This is a genomic window from Limnohabitans sp. DM1 (genome assembly GCF_001269385.1).
GTDB lineage: Bacteria > Pseudomonadota > Gammaproteobacteria > Burkholderiales > Burkholderiaceae_C > Limnohabitans_A.
In genome coordinates this window covers 23,628-43,898 of the sequence record NZ_CXOO01000062.1, presented here as the reverse complement: position 1 = coordinate 43,898, position 20,271 = coordinate 23,628, and the positions used below count along the sequence as shown (strand labels likewise).

The 20,271-nt window shown below is 60.2% G+C and carries 18 protein-coding genes and 1 other RNA gene; 11 read left to right on the top strand and 8 right to left on the bottom strand.

What is annotated here, in order from left to right; genetic code table 11:
* Nucleotides 1-123: 123 nt before the first annotated feature.
* Entirely contained in the window at nt 124-1,050 is a 927-nt protein-coding gene (locus AMM33_RS20080; RefSeq protein ID WP_228768272.1) for a GlxA family transcriptional regulator, read from the bottom strand.
* A gap of 175 nt (nt 1,051-1,225) precedes the next feature.
* On the opposite strand from AMM33_RS20080, the gene AMM33_RS20075 reads away from it, so the two are divergent.
* On the top strand, nt 1,226-1,621 hold the full coding sequence (locus AMM33_RS20075; protein WP_194945606.1) for a hypothetical protein: 396 nt from the start codon (nt 1,226-1,228) through the stop codon (nt 1,619-1,621).
* 286 nt (nt 1,622-1,907) lie between these two features.
* On the opposite strand, the gene trxA is transcribed toward AMM33_RS20075, so the two are convergent.
* Nucleotides 1,908-2,240, bottom strand: coding sequence for a thioredoxin TrxA (gene trxA, locus AMM33_RS20070; RefSeq protein WP_053175325.1), 333 nt, complete (start codon nt 2,238-2,240; stop codon nt 1,908-1,910).
* A gap of 104 nt (nt 2,241-2,344) precedes the next feature.
* Between trxA and AMM33_RS20065 the strand changes: the two genes are divergently transcribed.
* Nucleotides 2,345-3,652, top strand: coding sequence for a BaiN/RdsA family NAD(P)/FAD-dependent oxidoreductase (locus AMM33_RS20065; protein WP_090143012.1), 1,308 nt, complete (start codon nt 2,345-2,347; stop codon nt 3,650-3,652).
* A gap of 85 nt (nt 3,653-3,737) precedes the next feature.
* Nucleotides 3,738-4,031, top strand: a complete 294-nt coding sequence (locus AMM33_RS20060; protein WP_090143011.1) for a hypothetical protein — start codon at nt 3,738-3,740, stop codon at nt 4,029-4,031.
* A 175-nt stretch (nt 4,032-4,206) separates the two neighbouring features.
* Here the strand turns inward: AMM33_RS20060 and ffs are convergent.
* Nucleotides 4,207-4,303: signal recognition particle sRNA small type (gene ffs, locus AMM33_RS20055), an RNA gene on the bottom strand.
* A gap of 131 nt (nt 4,304-4,434) precedes the next feature.
* Here ffs and dnaX point away from each other — a divergent pair.
* From dnaX to AMM33_RS20035, 4 genes are all read left to right on the top strand, one after another.
* On the top strand, nt 4,435-6,498 hold the full coding sequence (gene dnaX, locus AMM33_RS20050; protein ID WP_090143010.1) for a DNA polymerase III subunit gamma/tau: 2,064 nt from the start codon (nt 4,435-4,437) through the stop codon (nt 6,496-6,498).
* Between the two features lie 41 nt (nt 6,499-6,539).
* Entirely contained in the window at nt 6,540-6,863 is a 324-nt protein-coding gene (locus tag AMM33_RS20045; protein WP_090143009.1) for a YbaB/EbfC family nucleoid-associated protein, read from the top strand.
* Nucleotides 6,864-6,880: 17 nt separating this feature from the next.
* Nucleotides 6,881-7,471, top strand: a complete 591-nt coding sequence (recR, locus tag AMM33_RS20040) for a recombination mediator RecR (RefSeq protein ID WP_090143008.1) — start codon at nt 6,881-6,883, stop codon at nt 7,469-7,471.
* 303 nt (nt 7,472-7,774) lie between these two features.
* On the top strand, nt 7,775-8,809 hold the full coding sequence (locus AMM33_RS20035; protein ID WP_228768271.1) for an ABC transporter substrate-binding protein: 1,035 nt from the start codon (nt 7,775-7,777) through the stop codon (nt 8,807-8,809).
* A gap of 41 nt (nt 8,810-8,850) precedes the next feature.
* On the opposite strand, the gene AMM33_RS20030 is transcribed toward AMM33_RS20035, so the two are convergent.
* Together AMM33_RS20030 and gloB are read right to left on the bottom strand one after the other, a co-directional pair.
* Complete coding sequence (locus AMM33_RS20030) at nt 8,851-10,338, bottom strand: transglycosylase SLT domain-containing protein (RefSeq protein WP_090143042.1); 1,488 nt, start codon at nt 10,336-10,338, stop codon at nt 8,851-8,853.
* A 50-nt stretch (nt 10,339-10,388) separates the two neighbouring features.
* On the bottom strand, nt 10,389-11,162 hold the full coding sequence (gloB, locus tag AMM33_RS20025; protein WP_090143006.1) for a hydroxyacylglutathione hydrolase: 774 nt from the start codon (nt 11,160-11,162) through the stop codon (nt 10,389-10,391).
* On the opposite strand from gloB, the gene AMM33_RS20020 reads away from it, so the two are divergent.
* The 4 genes from AMM33_RS20020 to AMM33_RS20005 all read left to right on the top strand — a co-directional run bounded on the left by AMM33_RS20020 (nt 11,161) and on the right by AMM33_RS20005 (nt 17,030).
* Nucleotides 11,161-11,979, top strand: coding sequence for a class I SAM-dependent methyltransferase (locus tag AMM33_RS20020; protein WP_090143005.1), 819 nt, complete (start codon nt 11,161-11,163; stop codon nt 11,977-11,979). The genes gloB and AMM33_RS20020 overlap by 2 nt on opposite strands.
* Nucleotides 11,976-12,422, top strand: coding sequence for a ribonuclease HI (gene rnhA / locus AMM33_RS20015; RefSeq protein ID WP_090143041.1), 447 nt, complete (start codon nt 11,976-11,978; stop codon nt 12,420-12,422). The genes AMM33_RS20020 and rnhA overlap by 4 nt, the downstream gene beginning before the upstream one ends.
* A gap of 143 nt (nt 12,423-12,565) precedes the next feature.
* Entirely contained in the window at nt 12,566-13,960 is a 1,395-nt protein-coding gene (locus AMM33_RS20010) for an efflux RND transporter periplasmic adaptor subunit (protein ID WP_090143004.1), read from the top strand.
* Nucleotides 13,947-17,030, top strand: coding sequence for an efflux RND transporter permease subunit (locus AMM33_RS20005; protein ID WP_090143003.1), 3,084 nt, complete (start codon nt 13,947-13,949; stop codon nt 17,028-17,030). Before AMM33_RS20010 ends, AMM33_RS20005 begins: the two co-directional genes overlap by 14 nt.
* Nucleotides 17,031-17,118: 88 nt before the next feature.
* On the opposite strand, the gene glp is transcribed toward AMM33_RS20005, so the two are convergent.
* The 3 genes from glp to moaA are packed head-to-tail and all read right to left on the bottom strand — an operon-like array spanning nt 17,119 to nt 20,244.
* Nucleotides 17,119-18,441, bottom strand: a complete 1,323-nt coding sequence (gene glp / locus AMM33_RS20000; protein WP_090143002.1) for a molybdopterin molybdotransferase MoeA — start codon at nt 18,439-18,441, stop codon at nt 17,119-17,121.
* A gap of 31 nt (nt 18,442-18,472) precedes the next feature.
* On the bottom strand, nt 18,473-19,096 hold the full coding sequence (gene mobA / locus AMM33_RS19995; RefSeq protein WP_090143001.1) for a molybdenum cofactor guanylyltransferase MobA: 624 nt from the start codon (nt 19,094-19,096) through the stop codon (nt 18,473-18,475).
* A 5-nt stretch (nt 19,097-19,101) separates the two neighbouring features.
* Nucleotides 19,102-20,244 carry a GTP 3',8-cyclase MoaA gene (moaA, locus tag AMM33_RS19990; RefSeq protein WP_090143000.1) on the bottom strand — a complete coding sequence of 381 codons (1,143 nt, stop codon included), beginning with the start codon at nt 20,242-20,244 and terminating at the stop codon, nt 19,102-19,104.
* Nucleotides 20,245-20,271 lie beyond the last annotated feature (27 nt).

The window sequence follows — 20,271 nt, the reverse complement described above, 5'->3', positions numbered from 1 at the left end:
TCAAAAGGAGGTCAGCGTTTGATTCTGCACGGCAGATTCGAACCCGTCATTGCAGGTTAACCCGGCACCGAATTTGCGCAAAATTGATCTATCCAGCGCGAGCGAATGCGTGGTGGTTCTCACTCAGTAGGTGAAGTTCTTGCGCCATTCCGTTGGGGACAAGCCGAATCTGGTTCTGAAATGCGGGCGCATGGCCGATGCACTGGCAAAGCCTGCAGCCAAGGCGATGTTTTCCATGGAGCAGGAGGTGGTCTCCAGCAGGCGTTGGGCATGGTTCAAGCGTTCGTTCAGAAGCCATTGCGCAGGCGATGTGCCGGTCTGCTTTGAAAAAAGACGTGAGACAGAGCGCTCGGTCGTGTTCATGCGTTGGGCCATGGTCAGCACAGTGTGTTTGTGGTCCAGTGTCTTTCGCATGTCGTCGAGCAAATTGGCAAAGGCTTGGTCACGGGGGCGCGCGGCGATGGGGGCCTCGATGAACTGAGCTTGTCCGCCTTGGCGATGGGGTGCCATGACCAGCCTGCGGGAAATGAGGTTGGTCAACTCCGCGCCAAGTGTCTTGCGCACGAAATGCAGGCAGCAGTCGATGGCAGCAGCGGTACCCGCTGAGGTGATGATGTTGCCTTCATCCACATAAAGTGCCGAGGCATTGACACGCACTTGCGGATATTGGGCGCTGAGTTCTTGGGCTGCCGTCCAGTGTGTAGTGGCCTCCCGTCCGTCAAGCAACTTGGCTTGCGCCAAGACAAATGCACCCAGGCACAGGCCCATGAGCGTGACCTTGCGCAGGTGTGCAGTTTGCAAAGCCTGGATGAGTCGCGTGGGTGCCGGCGGCAAGTGGTCTGGCCAACTCGGGATGATGATCACATCGGCCTGTTCCAGTGCTTGCCAGTCGTCAGAGGTCTGGATCGTGAAACCCACAGTGCTGCGAATGACCGGGCCATCGATGGCGCAAAAGTGCAGATCAAAAGGCGAGGGGGTTTGGTGAACATCGCCAAACACGACGCTGGGCACAGACAGGTGAAATGGACTGATGCCATCAAACGCGAGCACACAAATGTTCAAAGGAAGAGGTCTGGGGTTCACGGGCAGAGATTGTCTTGATTTTGCTGAATTTTGTCTTATGTACGGCTGTTTGCTCGAATGCGTTCCTCCGACACTTGAACGCTGTACCGGATGACCTGTCCACATGGGGTGTACAGGCTCAGGGTCAACTGGAGAGATTTTCATGAAAGCTCAATGGCTTCGCTATATGCTGGGTGTGGGTGTCGTTTATTTTTGCTTGATGGCGGCTGCCCACTTCATGGGGCTGAAATACCCGCTGTTATTTGTTTACTACGACACCCCCTTTTACGCTTACCAGGACAAGATCATTTCTTTTGCAGTGCTGGCTTATGCCAGTTTGTTTTATGCGGCAATTCGACATGTGCAGGTGGTGCCGATGGCTTTGTTTGCATTGGGCGTGACGGTTTTGGGTTTGGCCGCAGTCAATGTGTCATCGGACTTGCAGTCGGTCCTGCAGGGTCAAGGTACGCTGATGTATTGGTTCCAAACGGGCTTCTTTGCTGTGTATTTTCTGGTCTTGCTCTGGCTGTACCAAGGATCACCTAAATCTCAGTCCTGAGTGGTGATCACTGTGGGTGAATGAGCGCTGGAGCCTGTTCTCGGTTGAGGGGCCGCTGCCCAGCGTATCCAATTGAATGGAGTCAATCTTCACAGGGACTGAACTTCATGAGGCTGTCCTGGAATTAAGAACGGGAAGATCAATCGGGAGAATGACGCCAAGTCGATTCGACCCAGCTTGACACCATGGACTCTTGCCTTGAAGTTGAAAGCTTGGGCTGAAAAGAAAAACCGGACTCAAAGGTCCGGTTTTTTGATTTGCTGCCCAGTCAATTGGGCAGCTTTGATCAGGCCAATTGCTGATCAATGAAATCCGTCAGCTGTGACTTGCTCATGGCGCCCACTTTGGTGGCGGCCAGTTGGCCATTTTTGAACACCATCAGGGTGGGAATGCCACGGATGCCGAATTTGGCGGGAATGTCGCGGTTTTCATCGACATTCATTTTGGCCACTTGCAGTTTGCCGTCATAAGTGCCTGCAACTTCGTCCAGGATTGGCGCGATCATTTTGCAGGGGCCGCACCATTCGGCCCAAAAGTCGACCACCACCGGTTGGCTCGACTGGAGCACGTCGGCTTCGAAGGTGGCGTCGGTAATGTGTTTGATCAGGTCGCTGGCCATGGACTTTTCCTTGTGAATATTGAAGATGCAGCTAAAGTTGCGGCTATTTTGACAGAATCCCGCCTCTGCGGCCTGTCGCGTTCGCATTGCCAATATACAAATTCATGATTTTCTCTGCTGCCTCCCCTGCTCATCCTGATTCTGCTGTGCTTGATGTGGATGTGGCTATCGTCGGTGGCGGGCCTGCAGGCTTGATGGCGGCTGAAGTGCTGTCGCAAGCTGGCGTGTCGGTGCATCTGTTTGACGCCATGCCCTCGGTGGGGCGTAAATTCTTGCTCGCAGGCAAGGGTGGTTTGAATCTCACCCATTCAGAAGCGCCGCAGGCTTTTGTCTCGCGATACGGTGCGCGCCAGACTGAGGTCGGCCAATGGCTTGAGCACATGGATGCTCAAGGTGTGCGCGATTGGGCTCAGGGCTTGGGCGTTGAGACCTTTGTCGGCAGCTCAGGCCGCGTCTTCCCTCAGGAAATGAAGGCAGCCCCCCTGCTTCGCGCCTGGCTGCACCGCTTGCGTCATCCGGCGTCGGGTGTGCCGGTGCAGTTCCACATGCGTCACCGCTGGCAAGGCTGGGAGGGGGAGCATCTGGTGTTTGAGCGAACGGGTGCTGAAGGCGGTGCTTGCCTTGTGCGCGCACGAGCCACGGTGTTGGCCATGGGCGGTGCCAGTTGGCCACGCTTGGGCTCGGACGGGGGCTGGTTGCACACCCTGGTGCAGCAAGGTGTGGCGGTGGCACCGCTGCGTCCTGCCAATTGTGGCTTTGATGTGCTGGGGCGTGACGGACAAGGCTGGACCGAATACTTTCGCACGCGTTATGCCGGGCATCCACTCAAATCTGTGGTGCTGCGTGTGGCGGATACGGGGGGGCAGGCGGGTGCTGCGCGTTTTGAGCGACAAGGTGAGTTTGTATTCACAGAAACCGGTGTGGAGGGCAGTCTGATTTATGCCGCATCGGCCTTGCTGCGTGATGATTTGGCGCAAGGCCGTGCGCAGTTGATGCTGGACTTGCTGCCTGGAAAATCAGCCGTGCAGGTCTTGAAAGAGGTGCGTTGGTCCCGGGGCAGTCGCAGTCTTTCCAGTCATCTTAAGAGCCGTTTGGGCATTGAAGGGGTCAAAATGGGGCTGCTGCATGAGTTGTGCGCCCCGGAGGTTTTGGCCAATCCTGAGGCCTTGGCGCTTGAGCTGAAAAATCTGGCTGTTCCGCTGAAAAGCCCAAGACCTGTCGCCGAGGCGATCAGCACGGCCGGTGGTGTTGTTATGGAGGATTTGACCCCGGATTTGATGCTTTTGGCCCGTCCTGGTGTCTACTGCGCTGGAGAAATGCTCGACTGGGAGGCCCCTACGGGCGGGTATTTGCTCACGGCTTGTCTGGCCAGTGGCTGGCGGGCGGGGCAGGGTGTTTTGCTGAATTTTTAACAAATCTACACAAATGGTGTATTCCTACGGCCGGGTTCATGCGTTGTTGGAGTGTGAGTAACTTCATCCCAACAACGAGGTCGACATGAGTCCAGATACTTCTAAAGAATACCAGTGTGCCGTTGAGGAAGCGGCCAACGCTTTCATGAAAGTGATGGCGCTGCGAGGTTTCAGTGTCCGTGATTACCCGCAGAATTTTGTGGCCCAAATGGCGCAGCAAACCCGTCTGGCTTTTGAAGGCAACCGCATTGGCGCCCATGCCAACGCCAACACACTCGTGTCTGAATTGCTGCGAGCTGCACCGCCAGCGCTCAAGCAAGTGGTGCCCACCGAAGCCAAGCCCATGCCTTTCCCAGCCTTGCGTCGCCGCATGGCTTGAAGCTGGCCAGGCCTGTTCAGGCGAGTTCAACAGGGGCATCGATCTGATGCCAATAAGTGAGAGCTTTTGAATTACCCGTATGTGCGTCTTGAGAGACGGTGCGGGTTTTTGTTGTGACAGACACAGACACCATTGAGGCCTGAATCACCCGGTGCGGTTTTTAACTTGTGGGGAAGTTGACGAGCCTTGACCCCGGCACTGGCTCCACAGTTAGGGCTGCTTGGTTCCCCACCTGACCCGGTTGGCCGCTTCACCATGCGGGAAGGCCCGTCGGGGGTGATTGTAGGCGAGCTTGGGGTGATTTCTGTGCGCTGCCTCGCTTTTCCTGTTTATTCTTGGCGGTCTCTGGCTTTGATGGGGTGCCCTGTCGGAAGGTCGCTGTCGGCCCGATAGAATCAACATCATGTCTTACCTTGTTCTCGCGCGCAAATACCGCCCCCGCAATTTCACCGAAATGGTGGGGCAAGAGCATGTGGTTCAGGCGCTGACCAATGCCCTGGTGCAGCAGCGCTTGCACCATGCCTATTTGTTCACCGGCACCCGGGGCGTGGGCAAGACCACGGTGTCGCGAATTTTGGCCAAATCCCTCAATTGCCAGGGCGCAGATGGTCAAGGCGGCATCACCGCTGAACCCTGCGGCGTTTGCCAAGCTTGCCGTGACATTGATTCAGGCCGCTTTGTGGATTACACCGAGCTCGACGCCGCTTCGAACCGGGGCGTGGACGAGGTGCAGAGCTTGCTGGAGCAGGCGGTGTACAAACCGGTGCAAGGGCGCTTCAAGGTCTTCATGATCGATGAGGTGCACATGCTGACCAACACCGCCTTCAATGCGATGTTGAAAACGCTGGAAGAGCCGCCGGAATATCTGAAATTTGTGCTCGCCACCACCGATCCGCAAAAAGTGCCGGTCACGGTGCTCTCGCGTTGCCTGCAGTTCAATTTGCGCCCCATGGCGCCCGAGACGGTTTTTGAGCACCTGACGCAGGTCTTGGTTGCTGAGCAGTTGAGTGCCGAGCCACAGGCTTTGCGCCTCTTGTCGCGTGCGGCCCGTGGTTCGATGCGTGATGCGTTGAGCCTGACGGATCAGGCAATTGCCTTTGGCAATGGTCAATTGCAAGAAGCCGGTGTGCGCCAGATGCTTGGCAGTGTGGATCGCAGCCATGTGTTGCATTTGATTCGTGCACTGGCTGACGGCGACGGTGCTACCGTGGTGGCGCAGGTCAATGCCTTGCGCCTTCAGGGCGTTTCTGCGGCGGCCACTTTGGAAGACATGGCCATGCTCCTGCAGCGCATGGCGGTCATGCAGATGGTGCCTGGCATGGCGCAAGACGGCGATGACCCTGACGCGCAGGGTCTTGCCGATTTGGCGGACCTGATGCCTGCTGAAGAAACCCAGTTGCTCTACAGCCTGTGCCTGCACGGCCGCACCGAGCTGGGCCTGGCCCCTGACGAGTACGCGGCCTTGACCATGGTGTTGTTGCGCTTGCTGGCTTTCAAACCCCAGGCGGGGTCGGCTGAAAAAAAAAGTCCGCGCATCAGCCCCAAGCCGTTAGCTGAAGCAGTTTCAGCACCACCACAGGCGGTGATGCCGACACCACAGGCGGTGATGCACACACCGGACTCCAAGCGCTCAACTCCTGCACAGCAGATCACGCCAGCCGCATCCCCACCACCCAGTGACATGGTGCCGAGCATGCCCGATGTCGGGGCCGCAGGTTCAGGCGCTGTGCAGAACACACCCCCCACAGAGCTGTCCTCCTTGCCCCGCCGCCAGGCTTCGTTGGTGACACCTCCTGCTGCCTCGCACCAATTAGCGCCGCCGCCCTCTGCTGCCGGGGTTCACCACAGGCCTGCACCCGATCCCGCACCAGACGTGTCCGAACCACCACCTTGGGAAGACATGCCCGACCCTGTGGACTACGAGGTCGGCAGCGGCGATGCCGTCGATGGTTTTGTCGCGTCTATGTCCGAGCAGGAGTCCCACAAGCCAGGCCCGCAAATTCGGGTCTTGCCGGTGCGTGAGTCGTCCAGTTCGTCACGTGTGGATGTGCCCAAACCGGCCGCCGTCGTGCTGGAGCCCACACCGCAGGGCGATGCCTGGTTTGAGTTGGTTCAGGGCTTGATCACGCAAGAGGTCATTACTGCCTTGGTGCGTGAGCTGGCGCTGCAATCGCAACTGATGACGCGTGAAGGCGCGCAATGGTTGCTGCGCGTTGAGCAGAGTTCTTTGAACCACCCGGCCAGCCGCGAGCGTTTGCAAGCTGCGCTCCAGGCAGCCGGGCATGGCGATGTGCGCTTGAACATTGAACAGGGCGCTGTCACCGACAGCCCTTCTCGGCGTCTGGCCGTGGCTGCTGCTGCCAAGATGGTGGCGGCCACAGCCTTGATCGAAAACGACCCGCTCGTGCAGGCCATGGTGCGAGACTTTGGCGCGAAAATCGTGCCCGGCAGCATCAAGTTGATCTGACACCGAGCGCTTTTATTTCTCTCCACAACAAAGGAAACAACATGTTCAACAAAGGACAACTGGCCGGCTTGATGAAACAAGCCCAAGCCATGCAGGACAACTTGAAAAAAGCCCAGGATGAGCTGGCTTTTGTCGAGGTCGAAGGCCAATCGGGCTCGGGCATGGTCAAGGTGCTCATGACCTGCAAGCACAATGTGCGCCGCGTGACCATCGACCCCAGCTTGCTGGCCGATGACAAAGACATGCTCGAAGACTTGGTGGCCGCCGCCTTCAACGACGCTGTGCGCCAGGCTGAAGAGGTTTCTCAGCAAAAAATGGGCAAACTCACCGCCGGTCTGCCCCCCGGCATGAAACTGCCTTTTTGATGGATTGACCTCAGCGTATGGCCGATACCCACGCCTTAGCCACTTTGGTCCAAGCCCTCAAGGGCTTGCCGGGGGTGGGCATCAAATCGGCCCAGCGCATGGCCTTTCAGCTGCTTCAAAACGACCGGGCCACGGCACGGCAATTGGCCGCTGCCTTGCAAAACGCGGTGGACAACGTACGCCACTGCGAGTGCTGTCACACCTTCACCGAAGCGCCCTTGTGCGACACCTGCCAGGACGCCATGCGCGATCGTTCCCAGCTGTGCGTGATTGAAACTCCTGCCGACCAGTCGGCCATTGAGCGCACGGGCACTTACCGGGGCTTGTATTTCGTACTCATGGGCAAGCTCAGTCCACTCGATGGCATCGGCCCGCACGACATTGGCCTGGCCAAGCTCAAGCAACGTGTCTCGGACGGGGTGGTGAGCGAGGTGATACTGGCGACCAACTTCACCGCTGAAGGCGAGGCCACAGCCCATGTGATCTCGGAGATGATTCGCCAGCAAGGCTTGCGGGTCACGCGCCTGGCGCGCGGGGTGCCTGCGGGCAGCGAGCTGGAGTATGTGGATCTGGGCACCATCGCCCATGCCCTTGTCGATCGGCGCTGAGCGCTCCCACTTTTCACCTGTAGATTCGGCCCGCTGAAGTCTGAGCCGTGTGTTGCCCGTTGGGCGGATTTTGTGGGAGCTTGCCAGCCAAGCGAAAAGCCGGTGGTCCACAAGCGTCAGATCGCCAGCAGGGCTGGCTCCCACAAGGTGCAAGATTGAAGTCAGCCTGCAATCTTCACAGGGCCGGATCAATCATTGCAATCCATTACGTGGAAACCCGCTTGGGATCATTCCCGATGCGCAATCTGGTGGCTTTTCGTATGCTGAGGCATCGAATGTTCGATGTTCCTCGGGAGCGGGTTTTTGTCTGTAGTTGCTGGTCGTCGTCGCGTGATGTTGCTGGGGGCTTTGGGCACCTTGTTGGGCGCCCGTCCAGGCTTGGCAGCCATGGAGCAGAGCCGCCAGCCGCTGCGCGTGACCGTGGCCTTGGTGGCCAGGCAGAGTCTCTACCAATTGCCGCTGACCCTGGCGGAGCAATTGGGCTATTTCAAACAGGCTGGCCTGACGGTGGAGTGGCAGTCGCATGAGGCGGGTGCCAAGGCTGTGAACAGTGCACTTCATGGGCAGGCCGATGTGGTAAGTGGGGCCTTTGAGCACCTGTTTGGGTTGCACGGCAAAGGGCTCAACTACCTGGCCTTTGTCTTGTTGGGCAGAACCCCGCAAGTCAGTTTTGGTGTGTCGGCCCACAAAGACTTGCGCTCTTTCATGGCGCTCAAAGGTGCTCGTGTCGGGGTCTCGGCATTGGATTCCAGTACCCATTGGATGGCTTGTCAGTGGCTGCTGCAAAACGGTCTCTTGCCGGAGGACGTGACATTTGTGGAGGTGGGCTCCTCATGGGGTGCGGTGGAGTCCTTGCGCAGTGGTGCCATTGATGCCTTGTGCAACCCTGATCCGGTCATGCATGGACTGGAGCAGAGAAACGAAATCCGTTTGCTGGGCGAGGCCAGAACGCTGATGTCCACTCGCAAAGTGATGGGTGGGGCCGTGCCCGGTGCCTGTTTGTTTGCCAAGGCGGATTTTTTACAAAAGCAGCCCGCAGTGGCTCAGGCCTTGGCTGACGGCGTGGTGCATGCCCTCAAATGGATGCAAACGGCGGGGCCGACGGACTTGCTCAAAGCCGTGCCCTCGCACCACTGGATGGGGGACAGGGCGTTGTACCTGGGTGCATTTGAAAAACTGCGCGAATCTTATGCCATGGATGGCCTGATTCCGCAGGAATCGGTGTTCAACGCTTGGCGTGCGCATTCACGTTTGCCGGGTTTGGTCCATACCATCCGATTGCCACAGGCCCACACCAATCTCTTTGCCATCAAGGCCAAAGGCAGATTTGCGGCCTGATTGGTGCCAGAGCGATGCATCCTAGGAGGCTGCAAAGGGCTTCAGCGTTTGGCTTTGACGGGCGGTTTATGTTGCGCAGCAACGGCCTGGCGCTGAGGAGATTTGCCGGGCGCTTTGGTGACACGACGGGGTGCCTGAGAGGGCACCAAGATGTCCAGTGCCTGGCCTGCAGACAGGGGGCTGTTGATTTTCAGCTTGTTCCATGAGGCCATGTTGGCGGCTGTGGCGCCATGCCTTGCGGCCAGGCTGGCCAGTGAATCTCCTTTGCGCGCTTTAACAGAGATGCGTTTGAGCACGATTTCAGGCGCCAAAGACAGATGTCCGTTGTCCGCCAAGTGCCCTGTCACATCGTTGTCAAGTTGACCTTTTCGGTGCACCAGCAGCGTGGAGCCTGCCTTGACCATCATCTTGGGCGGAATGCCATTGACCGAGCGCAGCTGATCGACGGGCATGTTCAGTTGTTGCGCCACTTCTTCGGGCTTCATGGTGCGCGGGGCCTGCCAGGCGGTCCAGGTGGCCAAGGGCAAGTTGGCGTGGGCTTGCAGGTTGTTTTCAAAGACAGTGGCGTTGTCCCATGGCAGCAATATTTGCGGCGTGCCAGCGGCCAGGATGACGGGGCGCTTCATGGACGGGTTCAGTGCCTTGAAGTCTTCGAGGCTGACATTGGCCAGTTTGACGGCCACCGCCACATCAATGTCCCTCTCGATGGGTATGCTTTTGAAGTAGGGGTGGTTTTGAATCAATGGCAGCTGCGTGTTGAAGGCTTCGGGCTGTGCCACGATGTTTTTTACGGCCTGAAGTTTAGGCACATAAAAGCGTGTCTCGTTGGGCATGTTCAAGTCGCTGTAGTTCAAGGGTTTGCCTAGCGACTTGTTGCGGGCCAGGGCGCGGCCCACGCTGCCTTCGCCCCAGTTGTAGGCGGCAAGGGCCAGGTGCCAGTCGCCAAACATGTTGTAGAGCTTTTGCAGGTAGTCGAGCGCCGCGCGGGTGGATTCGAGGACGTCGCGTCGGTCGTCCCTGAACAGGTTTTGTTTCAGGTCGAAATACTTGCCAGTAGCCGGCATGAACTGCCACATGCCTGCCGCATTGGCGCTGGAGACGGCCTGGGGATTGAAGGCCGATTCGATGAACGGCAAAAGAGCCAACTCGGTGGGCATTTTGCGCCGCTCCAGCTCCTCGACGATGTGAAACAAATAAGGGCGTGAGCGCTCGGTCATGCGTAGCATGTAGTCCGGTCGGCTGGCATACCACTGCTCGCGGTTGCGCACCAGCTCATTGTCCAGGTCGGGCATGGCAAAGCCACGCCGAATTCGCTCCCAAACATCCATGGATGGTGTCAAGCCCAGGCTGCTTTGAGGCTTGAGTAACACGGGCCGCTCGGTAGCGACTGGATCGAGCGCAACTGGTGTCTCAATCGGTGTTACTGCTGGCGAGTTTGCAATGGCTACTGTGGCCGTTGGCGCAGCAGGCACGCCGGCGGGGGTGGCGCAACCGGCCAGCCACAGTGTCAGGCACAGCCCCAGTCCCATCAGCAGTGGCCTGCCCACTGTGCTGCATACGCGAGTAGACAAGCGAGAGATCATCGGAATTCGTTCTTCCAGGCACGCAGTGCGGCAAAAGTGGCGATGTCATCCAGCGCCTGTGCATCGCGGTTTTTGACCGCTGTAGCAACACTGGGGCTGCGGCTGCGCAAAAAGGGGTTGATGGCCTGCTCGGTGGACAGCGCCACGGGCAGGGTGGGCAGGCCTTGGTCACGCAGGGCATGACAGGACCGGGCGTAGGCTTGCAAAGCGGTGTTGTCCGGATCGACCGCCAGGGCAAATTTCAGGTTGGACAATGTGTATTCGTGGGCGCAGCACACCCGGGTGTCGCCGGGCAGGGCCGCCAAGCGGTCCAATGAGTCGAGCATCTGTGCAGGCGTGCCCTCAAAAAGCCGCCCGCATCCCCCAGAAAACAAGGTGTCGCCACAAAAAAGGACAGGGTCTTGCCCTGCCGGTTGGCCCCAAAAAGCCACATGACCGGCCGTGTGCCCGGGAACATCCAGAACTTTCAGGTTCAGGCCGTGCCAGTCGATGAGATCGCCTTCTTGAACGCCGGTGCTTGCCAGGGGCAAGGGCTCCATGGCCGGGGCCAACACTCGGGCCTGGGTGGCCGAGACCAGGTCGGCCACGCCGCCCGTGTGATCGGCGTGGTGGTGCGTGACTAGAATCGTGTCCAACTGCACATGGGGGTGTTGTTGCAACCACTGCCGCACTGGCGCACCCTCCCCGGGATCGACCACCAGGGCATGGTGGTCATCGTGCAGCAACCAGATGTAGTTGTCTGAGAACGCGGGCAAGGCAATGAGTTTCATGGAGCATCAGATTATAGAAAGTAAGCATTCATCAGCAGATTGGCTGGCCGGTTTGGGCCAGCCAGTGGCCTCACGCTTGCTGGCCTGGGAGCAACAACAGGCCGATGAATTGCTGGCCGATGTGTTTGGCTACCATGCCGTGCAATTGGGCTGGCCCGATCTGCAGGCTTTGCGCACCAACCGCATGCCCCACCGTTGGGTGGCGCAACCCGAATTCGAATCGGCCCCCTTGTTGTGGCGCCAGGCTGGCATTGTCCCCGATTTGGGGCTGGACAGCCGTGCCTGGCCCTGGCCTGCAGACAGCCTGGACTTGGTGGTCTTGCCCCACACCCTGGAGCGTTCCATGGACCCCCATGCCTGTTTGCGAGAAGTAGCGCGGGTCTTGATTCCTGAAGGCCAACTGCTCATCACCGGAATCAATCCACTGAGTGCTTGGGGGTGGCAGCAAGCGCACAGCGAACGCAGGCGCCATCCGGCTGAGCCGGCCTTGACCTCGTTGCTGGGCTATCGGCGGTTGCGCGATTGGTTGCGTTTGCTGGGGTTTGAGGTGCATGTCAGCCGATTTGGCGGCTGGACGCCCGCTTTGGGCAGTGAGCGCTGGATGCAGCGCCTGGACTGGATGGATGCCATGGGGCAGCGCTGGTGTCCGATTTTGGGCGGGGTCTATCTGCTCTTGGCTACCAAAAGGGTGCCCGGCGGACTCTTGCTCAATGGCAGGCGTTGGCGCACGGTACGATCGCCCGCTGCAGCGACCGTGCCCGTGGCCCGGTCAGACACTTCCATTGGACGACAGACGGCCTCGAAAGACACATGTTGAACCACGTTGAAATCCATACCGATGGGGCTTGCAAAGGCAACCCCGGACCCGGCGGCTGGGGCGTTCGCCTGCAGTCGGGCAAGCATGTGCACGAACTTTTTGGCGGCGAGCTGGGCACCACCAACAACCGCATGGAGATGACCGCTGTCATTGAAGGCCTGTCGGCGCTCAAGCGTCCCTGTCAGGTTACCCTGTATCTGGACAGCGAATATGTGCGCAAAGGCATCACCGAGTGGATTCACGGCTGGAAAGCCCGGGGCTGGCGCACCGCTGCCAAGCAGCCGGTCAAAAACGCCGACTTGTGGCAAAAATTGGACGCTGTGGTGTCCACTTCGGGACACCAAATCGACTGGCGGTGGGTCAAGGGGCATGCCGGTGATCCGGGCAATGAGCGTGCTGATGCGTTGGCCAATCAAGGCGTAGAACAGGTCCTGAGGCGTTGATGGGCTGAATCTCAACGCACTGTAAAGTTGACTGATTGCCGTTGTCGCCAGGCCATAGATGGCAGTTTTCCCCATGTGGAAGCACCCACAAGACTGTTACATTGCAAAACTGTTTGCGTTTTGATTGTGTCGGGACTTCTTTAATGGCTTACAACAAAAAATATACCCTGATGGCCTTGATCGGGGTGGGCGTCGTGTCCGGTGTGGCTTGGTGGGCGCAGCGTCAGCCGCCCACAACGACACCGTCTTCTGCAACAACAACAACACCCGCCGCTGCAGGCACCAAGGCGCCCGCTGTGGAAGTGGCCAAGGTGGAAAGCATCACCTTGGTCGACGAAACCCAAGCGGTGGGCAGTTTGCGCTCCCGTCAGGGCGTGGTGCTGCGTCCCGAAGTGGCCGGTCGGGTCAAGCAGATTTTTTTCAACGATGGACAACGCGTGCGCAAGGGCCAGGTCCTGGTGCAGTTTGAAGACCAACTGCAGCAGGCACAGGTGTTGCAAGCCCGGGCCGAGCTGTCGATTGCCGAGTCCAACCATAAACGCAACCAAGAGCTGGTGGGGCAAAACTTCATCAGCAAGCGATCGCTCGATGAAAGCGGGGCGGCGCTGGAGGTTGCACGCGCCAAGCTGTCCTTGGCCGATGCCAGCTTGCAGCGCTTGAAGGTGCTGGCGCCGTTTGACGGCATCACTGGCCTCAAGCAATTCAATGTGGGCGATTACCTGAAAGACGGCGCGGACATGGTCAACATCGAAGACTTGGACGCGGTGCTGCTGGATTTCCGCTTGCCCGAGCGCTTTCAGGCCAAGATTCGTGCCGGCCAAAAAGCCCTGTTGACGGTGGATGCTTTGCCCGGTCTGCCCTTCACGGCCATCGTGCAGGCGGTGGACCCCTTGATTGAGGCCAATGGCCGGTCGGTCGGGGTGCGCGGCTGCATCGACAACCGCCAACAGTCATTGCGCCCCGGCATGTTTGCGCGGGTCAATGCGGTGTTTGGCTCGCGTGAGAACGCCTTGGTCATTCCCGAGGAGGCCATCATTCCTCAGGGTGGGCGCAGCTTTGTGGTCAAGGTGGTGGCGGGTGAAAAGCCTGACACGCTGGTCTCCCAGCGCGTGGCGGTGAAAGTGGGTTTGCGCCAGCCGGGTAAGGTCGAGATTTTGGAAGGGCTGGCCGCAGGCGACACCGTGGTCACGGCGGGTCACCAGCGATTGCAAAAAGACGCTACGGCCGTGCGCGTGGTGGACTTGTCGCAGCCCTCAGGCGCTAAAGTGGCTGCCGGTGCCGGTGCCGGGCCTTCCGGGGCAGCGGGTGCTGCCCCTGCCGCTGGCAATGCGCCGAGTGGTGCAAACAGCGCGGCATCGCCCGCTGCAGGGGGGGCTACTGGGGCACCGGCTTCCGGCGCGGCACCAACGGGTGCACCCGCCCCGGCTTCGCAAGGCTCCGGACCGGCTGCTGCGGCTAAGCCGGGACAGTCCGCCGCCCGAAACCTGGTCCTTTCTGGCCCTAATCCATGCCTGAGGGGCGCCGATGCAGCTCGCTGAAGTCTCCATCCGGCGGCCCGTGTTAGCCGTGGTCATGTCCTTGTTGATCGTGCTCATCGGTGCAGTCAGCTTCAAGAGCCTGTCGCTGCGCGAATACCCCAAGATCGATGAGCCCACCGTCACCGTGACCACCCGCTACGTGGGGGCGTCGGCCGAGGTGATCGAGTCGCAGGTCACCAAGCCGCTGGAAGACTCTATCGCGGGCATCGATGCGGTGGATGTCATCACCTCCATCAGCCGCGCCGAGCAGTCGCAAATCACGGTGCGCTTTCGCCTTGAAAAGGACGCCGACACCGCCGCTGCCGAGGTGCGTGACCGCACGTCGCGTGTGCGCAACCGTTTGCCGCAGACGATTGAAGAGCCTGTGATCGCCAAGGTCGAAGCCGATGCCTTTCCGGTGATCTGGCTGGCTTTTTCCAGCGACACACTCAACGCCTTGCAGATCAACGATTTGGTCAACCGCGTGGTCAAGCCGCGCCTGCAAACTGTGACCGGTGTGGCCGATGTGCGCATTTTTGGTGAGCGCAAATACGCCATGCTGGTGTCGCTCGACCACGCCCGCTTGTCTTCTTACAAGCTCACGCCGCAAGACGTGGAAGACGCCATTCGCCGCAACAACCTGGAGCTGCCGGCCGGGCGCATCGAGTCGACCAACCGCGAATTCAGCGTGTCTTCTCAAACCGATCTGAACCGCCCTGGTCAGTTTGGCGAGATCGTGATCCGCAGTGTCAATGGCTTTCCGGTCAAGTTGCGCGATGTGGCGCAAATCCGGGAAGGCGCGGCCAACGACCGCAGCTTGGTGCGCCTGAACGGCCAATCGGCCATCTCGGCTGGCGTGATCCGCCAGGCCACGGCCAACCCGCTGGACTTGTCGGCTGGGGTGCGGGAGATGATCCCCCGCCTGAAGGCCGATTTGCCGGAGGACATCACCATCGACATCGCCAACGACAACTCGGTGTTCATTGACCGCTCCATCAAGAGCGTGTTCAGCACGATCGTCGAAGCCGTGGTGCTGGTGGCCTTGGTGATTTTTGTCTTTTTGCGCACCGTGCGTGCGTCCATCATCCCGATCATCACCATCCCCGTCAGCTTGATTGGCGCGTTCGCCATGATGGCCTTGGCGGGTTTCACCATCAATACCCTGACCCTGCTGGCGCTGGTGCTGGCCATTGGTTTGGTGGTGGACGATGCGATCGTGGTGCTGGAGAACATTTACCGGCACATCGAAGAGGGGCTGGACCCGTTTTCTGCGGCCATCAAGGGTGTTCGCGAGATCAGTTTTGCGGTCATCGCTATGACCATGACGCTGGCGGCCGTTTTCGCGCCCCTGGCTTTTACGCCCGGGCGAACTGGCAAGTTGTTTGGCGAATTTGCGCTGGCGCTGGCCGGTCCGGTGATCGTCTCTGGTTTTGTGGCCTTGACCTTGGCACCCATGCTCAGCAGCAAACTGCTGCGCCACAACCCGAACCCCAGTTGGTTTGACTGCAGCATGGAGCGCTGGTTGACGGCTTTGTCAAACGGCTATGAAAACCTGTTGCGCTTGATCTTGACCCGTGCCCGCTGGGTGGTGCTGCTGGTCATGTTGGCTTGTGGTGCGGGCATTGCCTACATCTACCCCACCATGAAGCAAGAGCTCGCGCCGCTGGAGGACCGGGGCACGATCTTGGCAACCATCAACGCGCCCGATGGCTCGACCCTGGAGTTCACCGACCGCTACGCGCGTGCGCTGGAAAAAATTGGTCAAGCCTATCCTGAATTCGACCGTATTTTTGCCAGCATGGGCAACCCCACGGTGGGTCAGGGCTCGGTGATTTACCGGGCCGTTGACTGGGACGAGCGCCAGCGCACCACACTGGAAATCGCCCGGGAAATGGGGCCGAAATTCGGTGCCTTGTCCGGTGTCAATGCCTTCCCGATCACCCCACCATCGCTGGGTCAGGGTTTCCGTGAGCGGCCTTTGAACTTCGTGATCCAGACCTCGGACAGCTACCAAAACCTGAGCGCGGTGGCTCGCCAAATGATGGACGAGGTGGCTAAAAATCCGGGCATTTTGCAGCCCGATGTGGACCTGCGCTTGAACAAACCCGAGCTGCGCATCGAGGTCGATCGTGTGAAAGCCGCCGAACTTGGCGTGAGCATCGATGTGGTGGCCCGCACCATCGAGACCATGTTGGGCGGCCGGGTGGTGACACGCTACAAACGCGATGCCGAGCAGTACGACGTGATTGTGCAAACCCTGCCTTCGGCCCGCAACACGCCCGACGACATCGACGTGATCCAGGTGCGTGGCCGCAACGACACCATGATTCCCTTGTCGAGTCTGGTGAAAGTGCGCGAGAGCGTGTCACCGCGCGAGTTGAACCACTTTGGTCAGCGCCGCTCGGTGTCCATTACCGCCAACCTGGCCCCCGATTACTCATTGGGTCAAGCCATCCAATTCATGGATGAAACGGCGGCCAAGGTGCTCAAGCCTGGCTACACCACCGAACTCAACGGCACCTCGCGGGAGTTCAAAAGCTCGCAGGGGGCTTTGGTGCTTGTCTTTGTGCTGGCGCTGCTGTTCATCTTTTTGGTGTTGTCCGCCCAGTTTGAGAGCTTCATCGACCCCTTTGTGATCATGCTGTCGGTGCCGCTGTCCATGATCGGGGCGCTCTTGGCGCTCAAGTTCACGGGCGGATCGCTCAACGTGTATTCGCAAATTGGACTGATCACCTTGGTGGGCTTGATCACCAAGCACGGCATTCTGATTGTCGAATTCACCAACCAGTTGCGCGAGCAGGGCATGGCCATGCAAGAGGCGCTGATCAAGGCTTCTGCACAGCGCCTGCGCCCGATCTTGATGACCACCGGGGCCATGGTGCTGGGCGCTGTCCCTCTGGCCCTGGCCACGGGTGCGGGCGCTGAGAGCCGCACGCAAATCGGCTGGGTGATTGTGGGTGGCATGAGCTTGGGCACGGTGCTGGCTGTTTTCGTCGTGCCTACCATGTACTCGTTGCTGGCTCGCCGATCGGTGCCAGGGCCGAACAAGGCGGTGGCGCATGAGGCACCGCCCGAGTCGGCGGTGCACTGACCGCCAGACGCTGCACGCGGTGTGCAGCGCCAGAGGCATGAAAAAAGCGGCCAAGGCCGCTTTTTTCATGCGTGCCTGGCTCCCGGGTTCAGAGGTGCCCGTCAAACATCATCACATCCACCTCGTCGCCCACGGCCACGTTGCCTTGGGCATGTCCCAGCACGATCAGGCCATTGGCTTGCACCATGGAGCTGAGCACGCCCGAGCCTTGGTTGCCGGTGATGCTGACCTGCAATTGGCCCGCCGCGTTGGTGCTGACCACGCCGCGCTGGTATTCGGTGCGGCCCGGTTTCTTGCGCAGCGCCTCGGTACTTTGGGCTTTGAGCAGTGGCAAGGGCGGCGCTTGCCAGCCCATGAGCTGCTGCAGAGCGGGGCGCACAAAAGCGGCAAAAGTCACCATCACCGCCACCGGGTTGCCGGGCAGTCCAAACAACACGGCCGAGCGCTCGCTGCGTTGAATACGGCCCACCGCCATGGGGCGGCCGGGGCGCATGGCGATGCGCCAAAACGCCACATCGCCCAGTTTTTTCATCATGGCCTTGGTGTGGTCCGCCTCGCCCACACTCACGCCGCCGCTGGTGATGATGGCGTCGGCCTGTGCAGCCGCGTCCACAAAAGCTTGTTCCAGCGCCGCAGGCTCGTCGCGCACCACGCCCATGTCGATCAATTCACACCCCAGGGCCTGCACCATGCCGGCGACGGTGTAGCGGTTGCTGTCGTACACCGCGCCTTCGCGTGGGGCTTCGCCCAGGCTCAGGATTTCGTCACCGGTCGAAAAATAGGCCACTTTGGGTCTGCGCCACACGCTGACGCTGGGCAAGCCCAGGCTGGCCAGCAAGCCGCAGGCGGCGGGGGCCAGGCGCGTGCCTGCACGCAAGGCGGGCTGCCCGGCCATGAGGTCTTCGCCCAAAAGACGGCGGTTGTCGCCCGCTTGCAGCAGGCCGGGAGGGATATGCACGGTGTCGCCGTCCACCTTCACCAATTCTTGGGGGGCTACGGTGTCCAGCCCTGCGGGCATGATGGCCCCGGTCATGATGCGCACGCACTCGCCCGCATTCACGTTGCCTTGCCAAGCGGCACCGGCAAAAGCGGTGCCGACCACCTTAAAAGGGGTGGGGTGGTCACTCAAAAGTTCTGTACCGCGCAGGGCGTAGCCGTCCATGGCCGAGTTGTCGTGCGGCGGCACACTGATGGGCGAGACCACGTCTTGCGCCAGGATGCGGCCGTGCGCCTGCATCAGGGCCACGGTTTCTTGTTCGCGCACGGGCTGCACCAGTTGGGCCAAAAAGTCGTTCACATGGCGGGCCGACAGGGCCTGCGGGTCGTAGCCTTGCAGGCGTTCGGCGATCTCGCTCAAGGACAGTGCGGGTGACTGGGCGGTTGAAAGCGCAAAGGAGTTGGGCGTGGTCATGGTCTGCACGGCCAGGGCATGGCCAAGGAATTCAGAGGGCTTCGAGTTGCTGCAGCTCGGCCAACGTGTTGGCGTTGGCAAAGGCTTGCGGGTTGTCGCCGGGCAGGTCAAAGGGGACGATGGCGCAGCGGTGCTGGCTGGTCCAGGCGTCGATTTTGCGGCCACCGCCTTGGGTGAACTTGACCAGGCTTTCGAGCAGATCGATTTTGAGCAGGCAAAACACGGGCTGTGGGCGCACCGCGCCGTCAAGCTCGGGCGCGGCGGCCATGGCCATGTCGGCGTCTTGCGTGTCCATGGCTTGGACCAAGCGCTCCACCAGATCGAGCGGAAACAAAGGCGTGTCGCAAGGCACGGTGAGCAAGAGCGGGGTTTCGCAGCGCTCCAGTCCGGTAAGGAAGCCTGCCAGCGGCCCGGCAAAGCCGTCGATGCTGTCGGGCCAGACCGGCACGCCCAAGGATTCGTAGGCCGAGAGGTTGCGGTTGGCGTTGATCAGCACTTCTTGCAGCGGCATGCTTTGCACTTGCAGTCGCATCAGGGTTTGCAGGGCCAAGGGCAAGCCACGAAAGTTTTGCAGGCCTTTGTCGATGCCGCCCATGCGCGAACCGCGCCCGCCTGCGAGGATGAGGCCGGTGATGCCGGGTGCGTTGTGGTTCATGGCTTTCAGCCTCCGATGTAGCTCATCTCCACCCGACGGCCGGGGCCGCTGGTGGTGTCCGGCCCGCGCAGGCTGCGCAGGCGCGAGTATTGGTCGGTGCGCCCGCGCCAGATGGCATCGACCGTGGCGGCCAGTGTGGTGTCGCTTTGTGTGGGGTCGCGCAAGAGCTGACGCAGGTCGTAGCCTTGGCTGGCAAACAGGCACAGGTACAAACGGCCTTCGGTGGACAGGCGGGCGCGGTTGCAGTCACCACAAAAGGCCTGCGTCACGCTGCTGATCACACCCACCTCGCCCAAAGTCGGGTCGTACTCGCCTTGGGCGTTGGCATAACCCCAGCGCTCGGCGGTTTCGCCCGGGACTGAGGGGTCGAGTTGCACCAGCGGCAGCTCGGTTTGCAGCAGGCGGATCACTTCGGCGCTGGGCAGCACCTCGTCCATGCACCAGCCGTTGGTCGCGCCCACGTCCATGTATTCAATGAATCTCAGCACGATGCCCGTGCCCCGGAAATGCCGCGCCATAGGCAAAATTTCGTGCTCGTTGGTGCCGCGCTTGACCACCATGTTGACCTTGATCGGCCCCAAGCCCGCCGCCCGCGCCGCTTCGATGCCGGCCAGCACATCGGCCACCGGAAAGTCCACATCGTTCATCTGGCGAAAGACGGCGTCGTCCAGCCCGTCCAGGCTCACCGTGACGCGTTGCAGACCCGCGTCTTTCAGGCTTTGGGCTTTGCGCGCCAAGAGGGAGCCGTTGGTGGTCAGTGTCAAATCGAGCGGCTGGCCGTCTGGCGTGCGCAACGCGGCCAGTTGTTCGATCAGGATCTCGATGTTTTTGCGCAGAAGGGGCTCACCACCCGTCAGCCGGATTTTGCGCACGCCACGGCCTACAAACACGCTGGCGATGCGGGTGATTTCCTCAAAACTCAGCAGCTGGCTGTGCGGCAGGTAGGCATAGTCCTTGTCAAAGACTTCCTTGGGCATGCAGTAGCTGCACCTGAAGTTGCAGCGGTCGGTCACGCTGATGCGCAAATCGGTCAAGGGGCGGCGCAGGCCGTCCAGGGACAATGAGCTCAAGTCGTGGCTGTGCTCGGCGGCGGGCAAAGGCAGGCTGGGATGGCGCTGGTCAACCAGCGGAATGACGCGTTCAGACATAGCCAGCGATTGTGCCCGAGCCGCCAC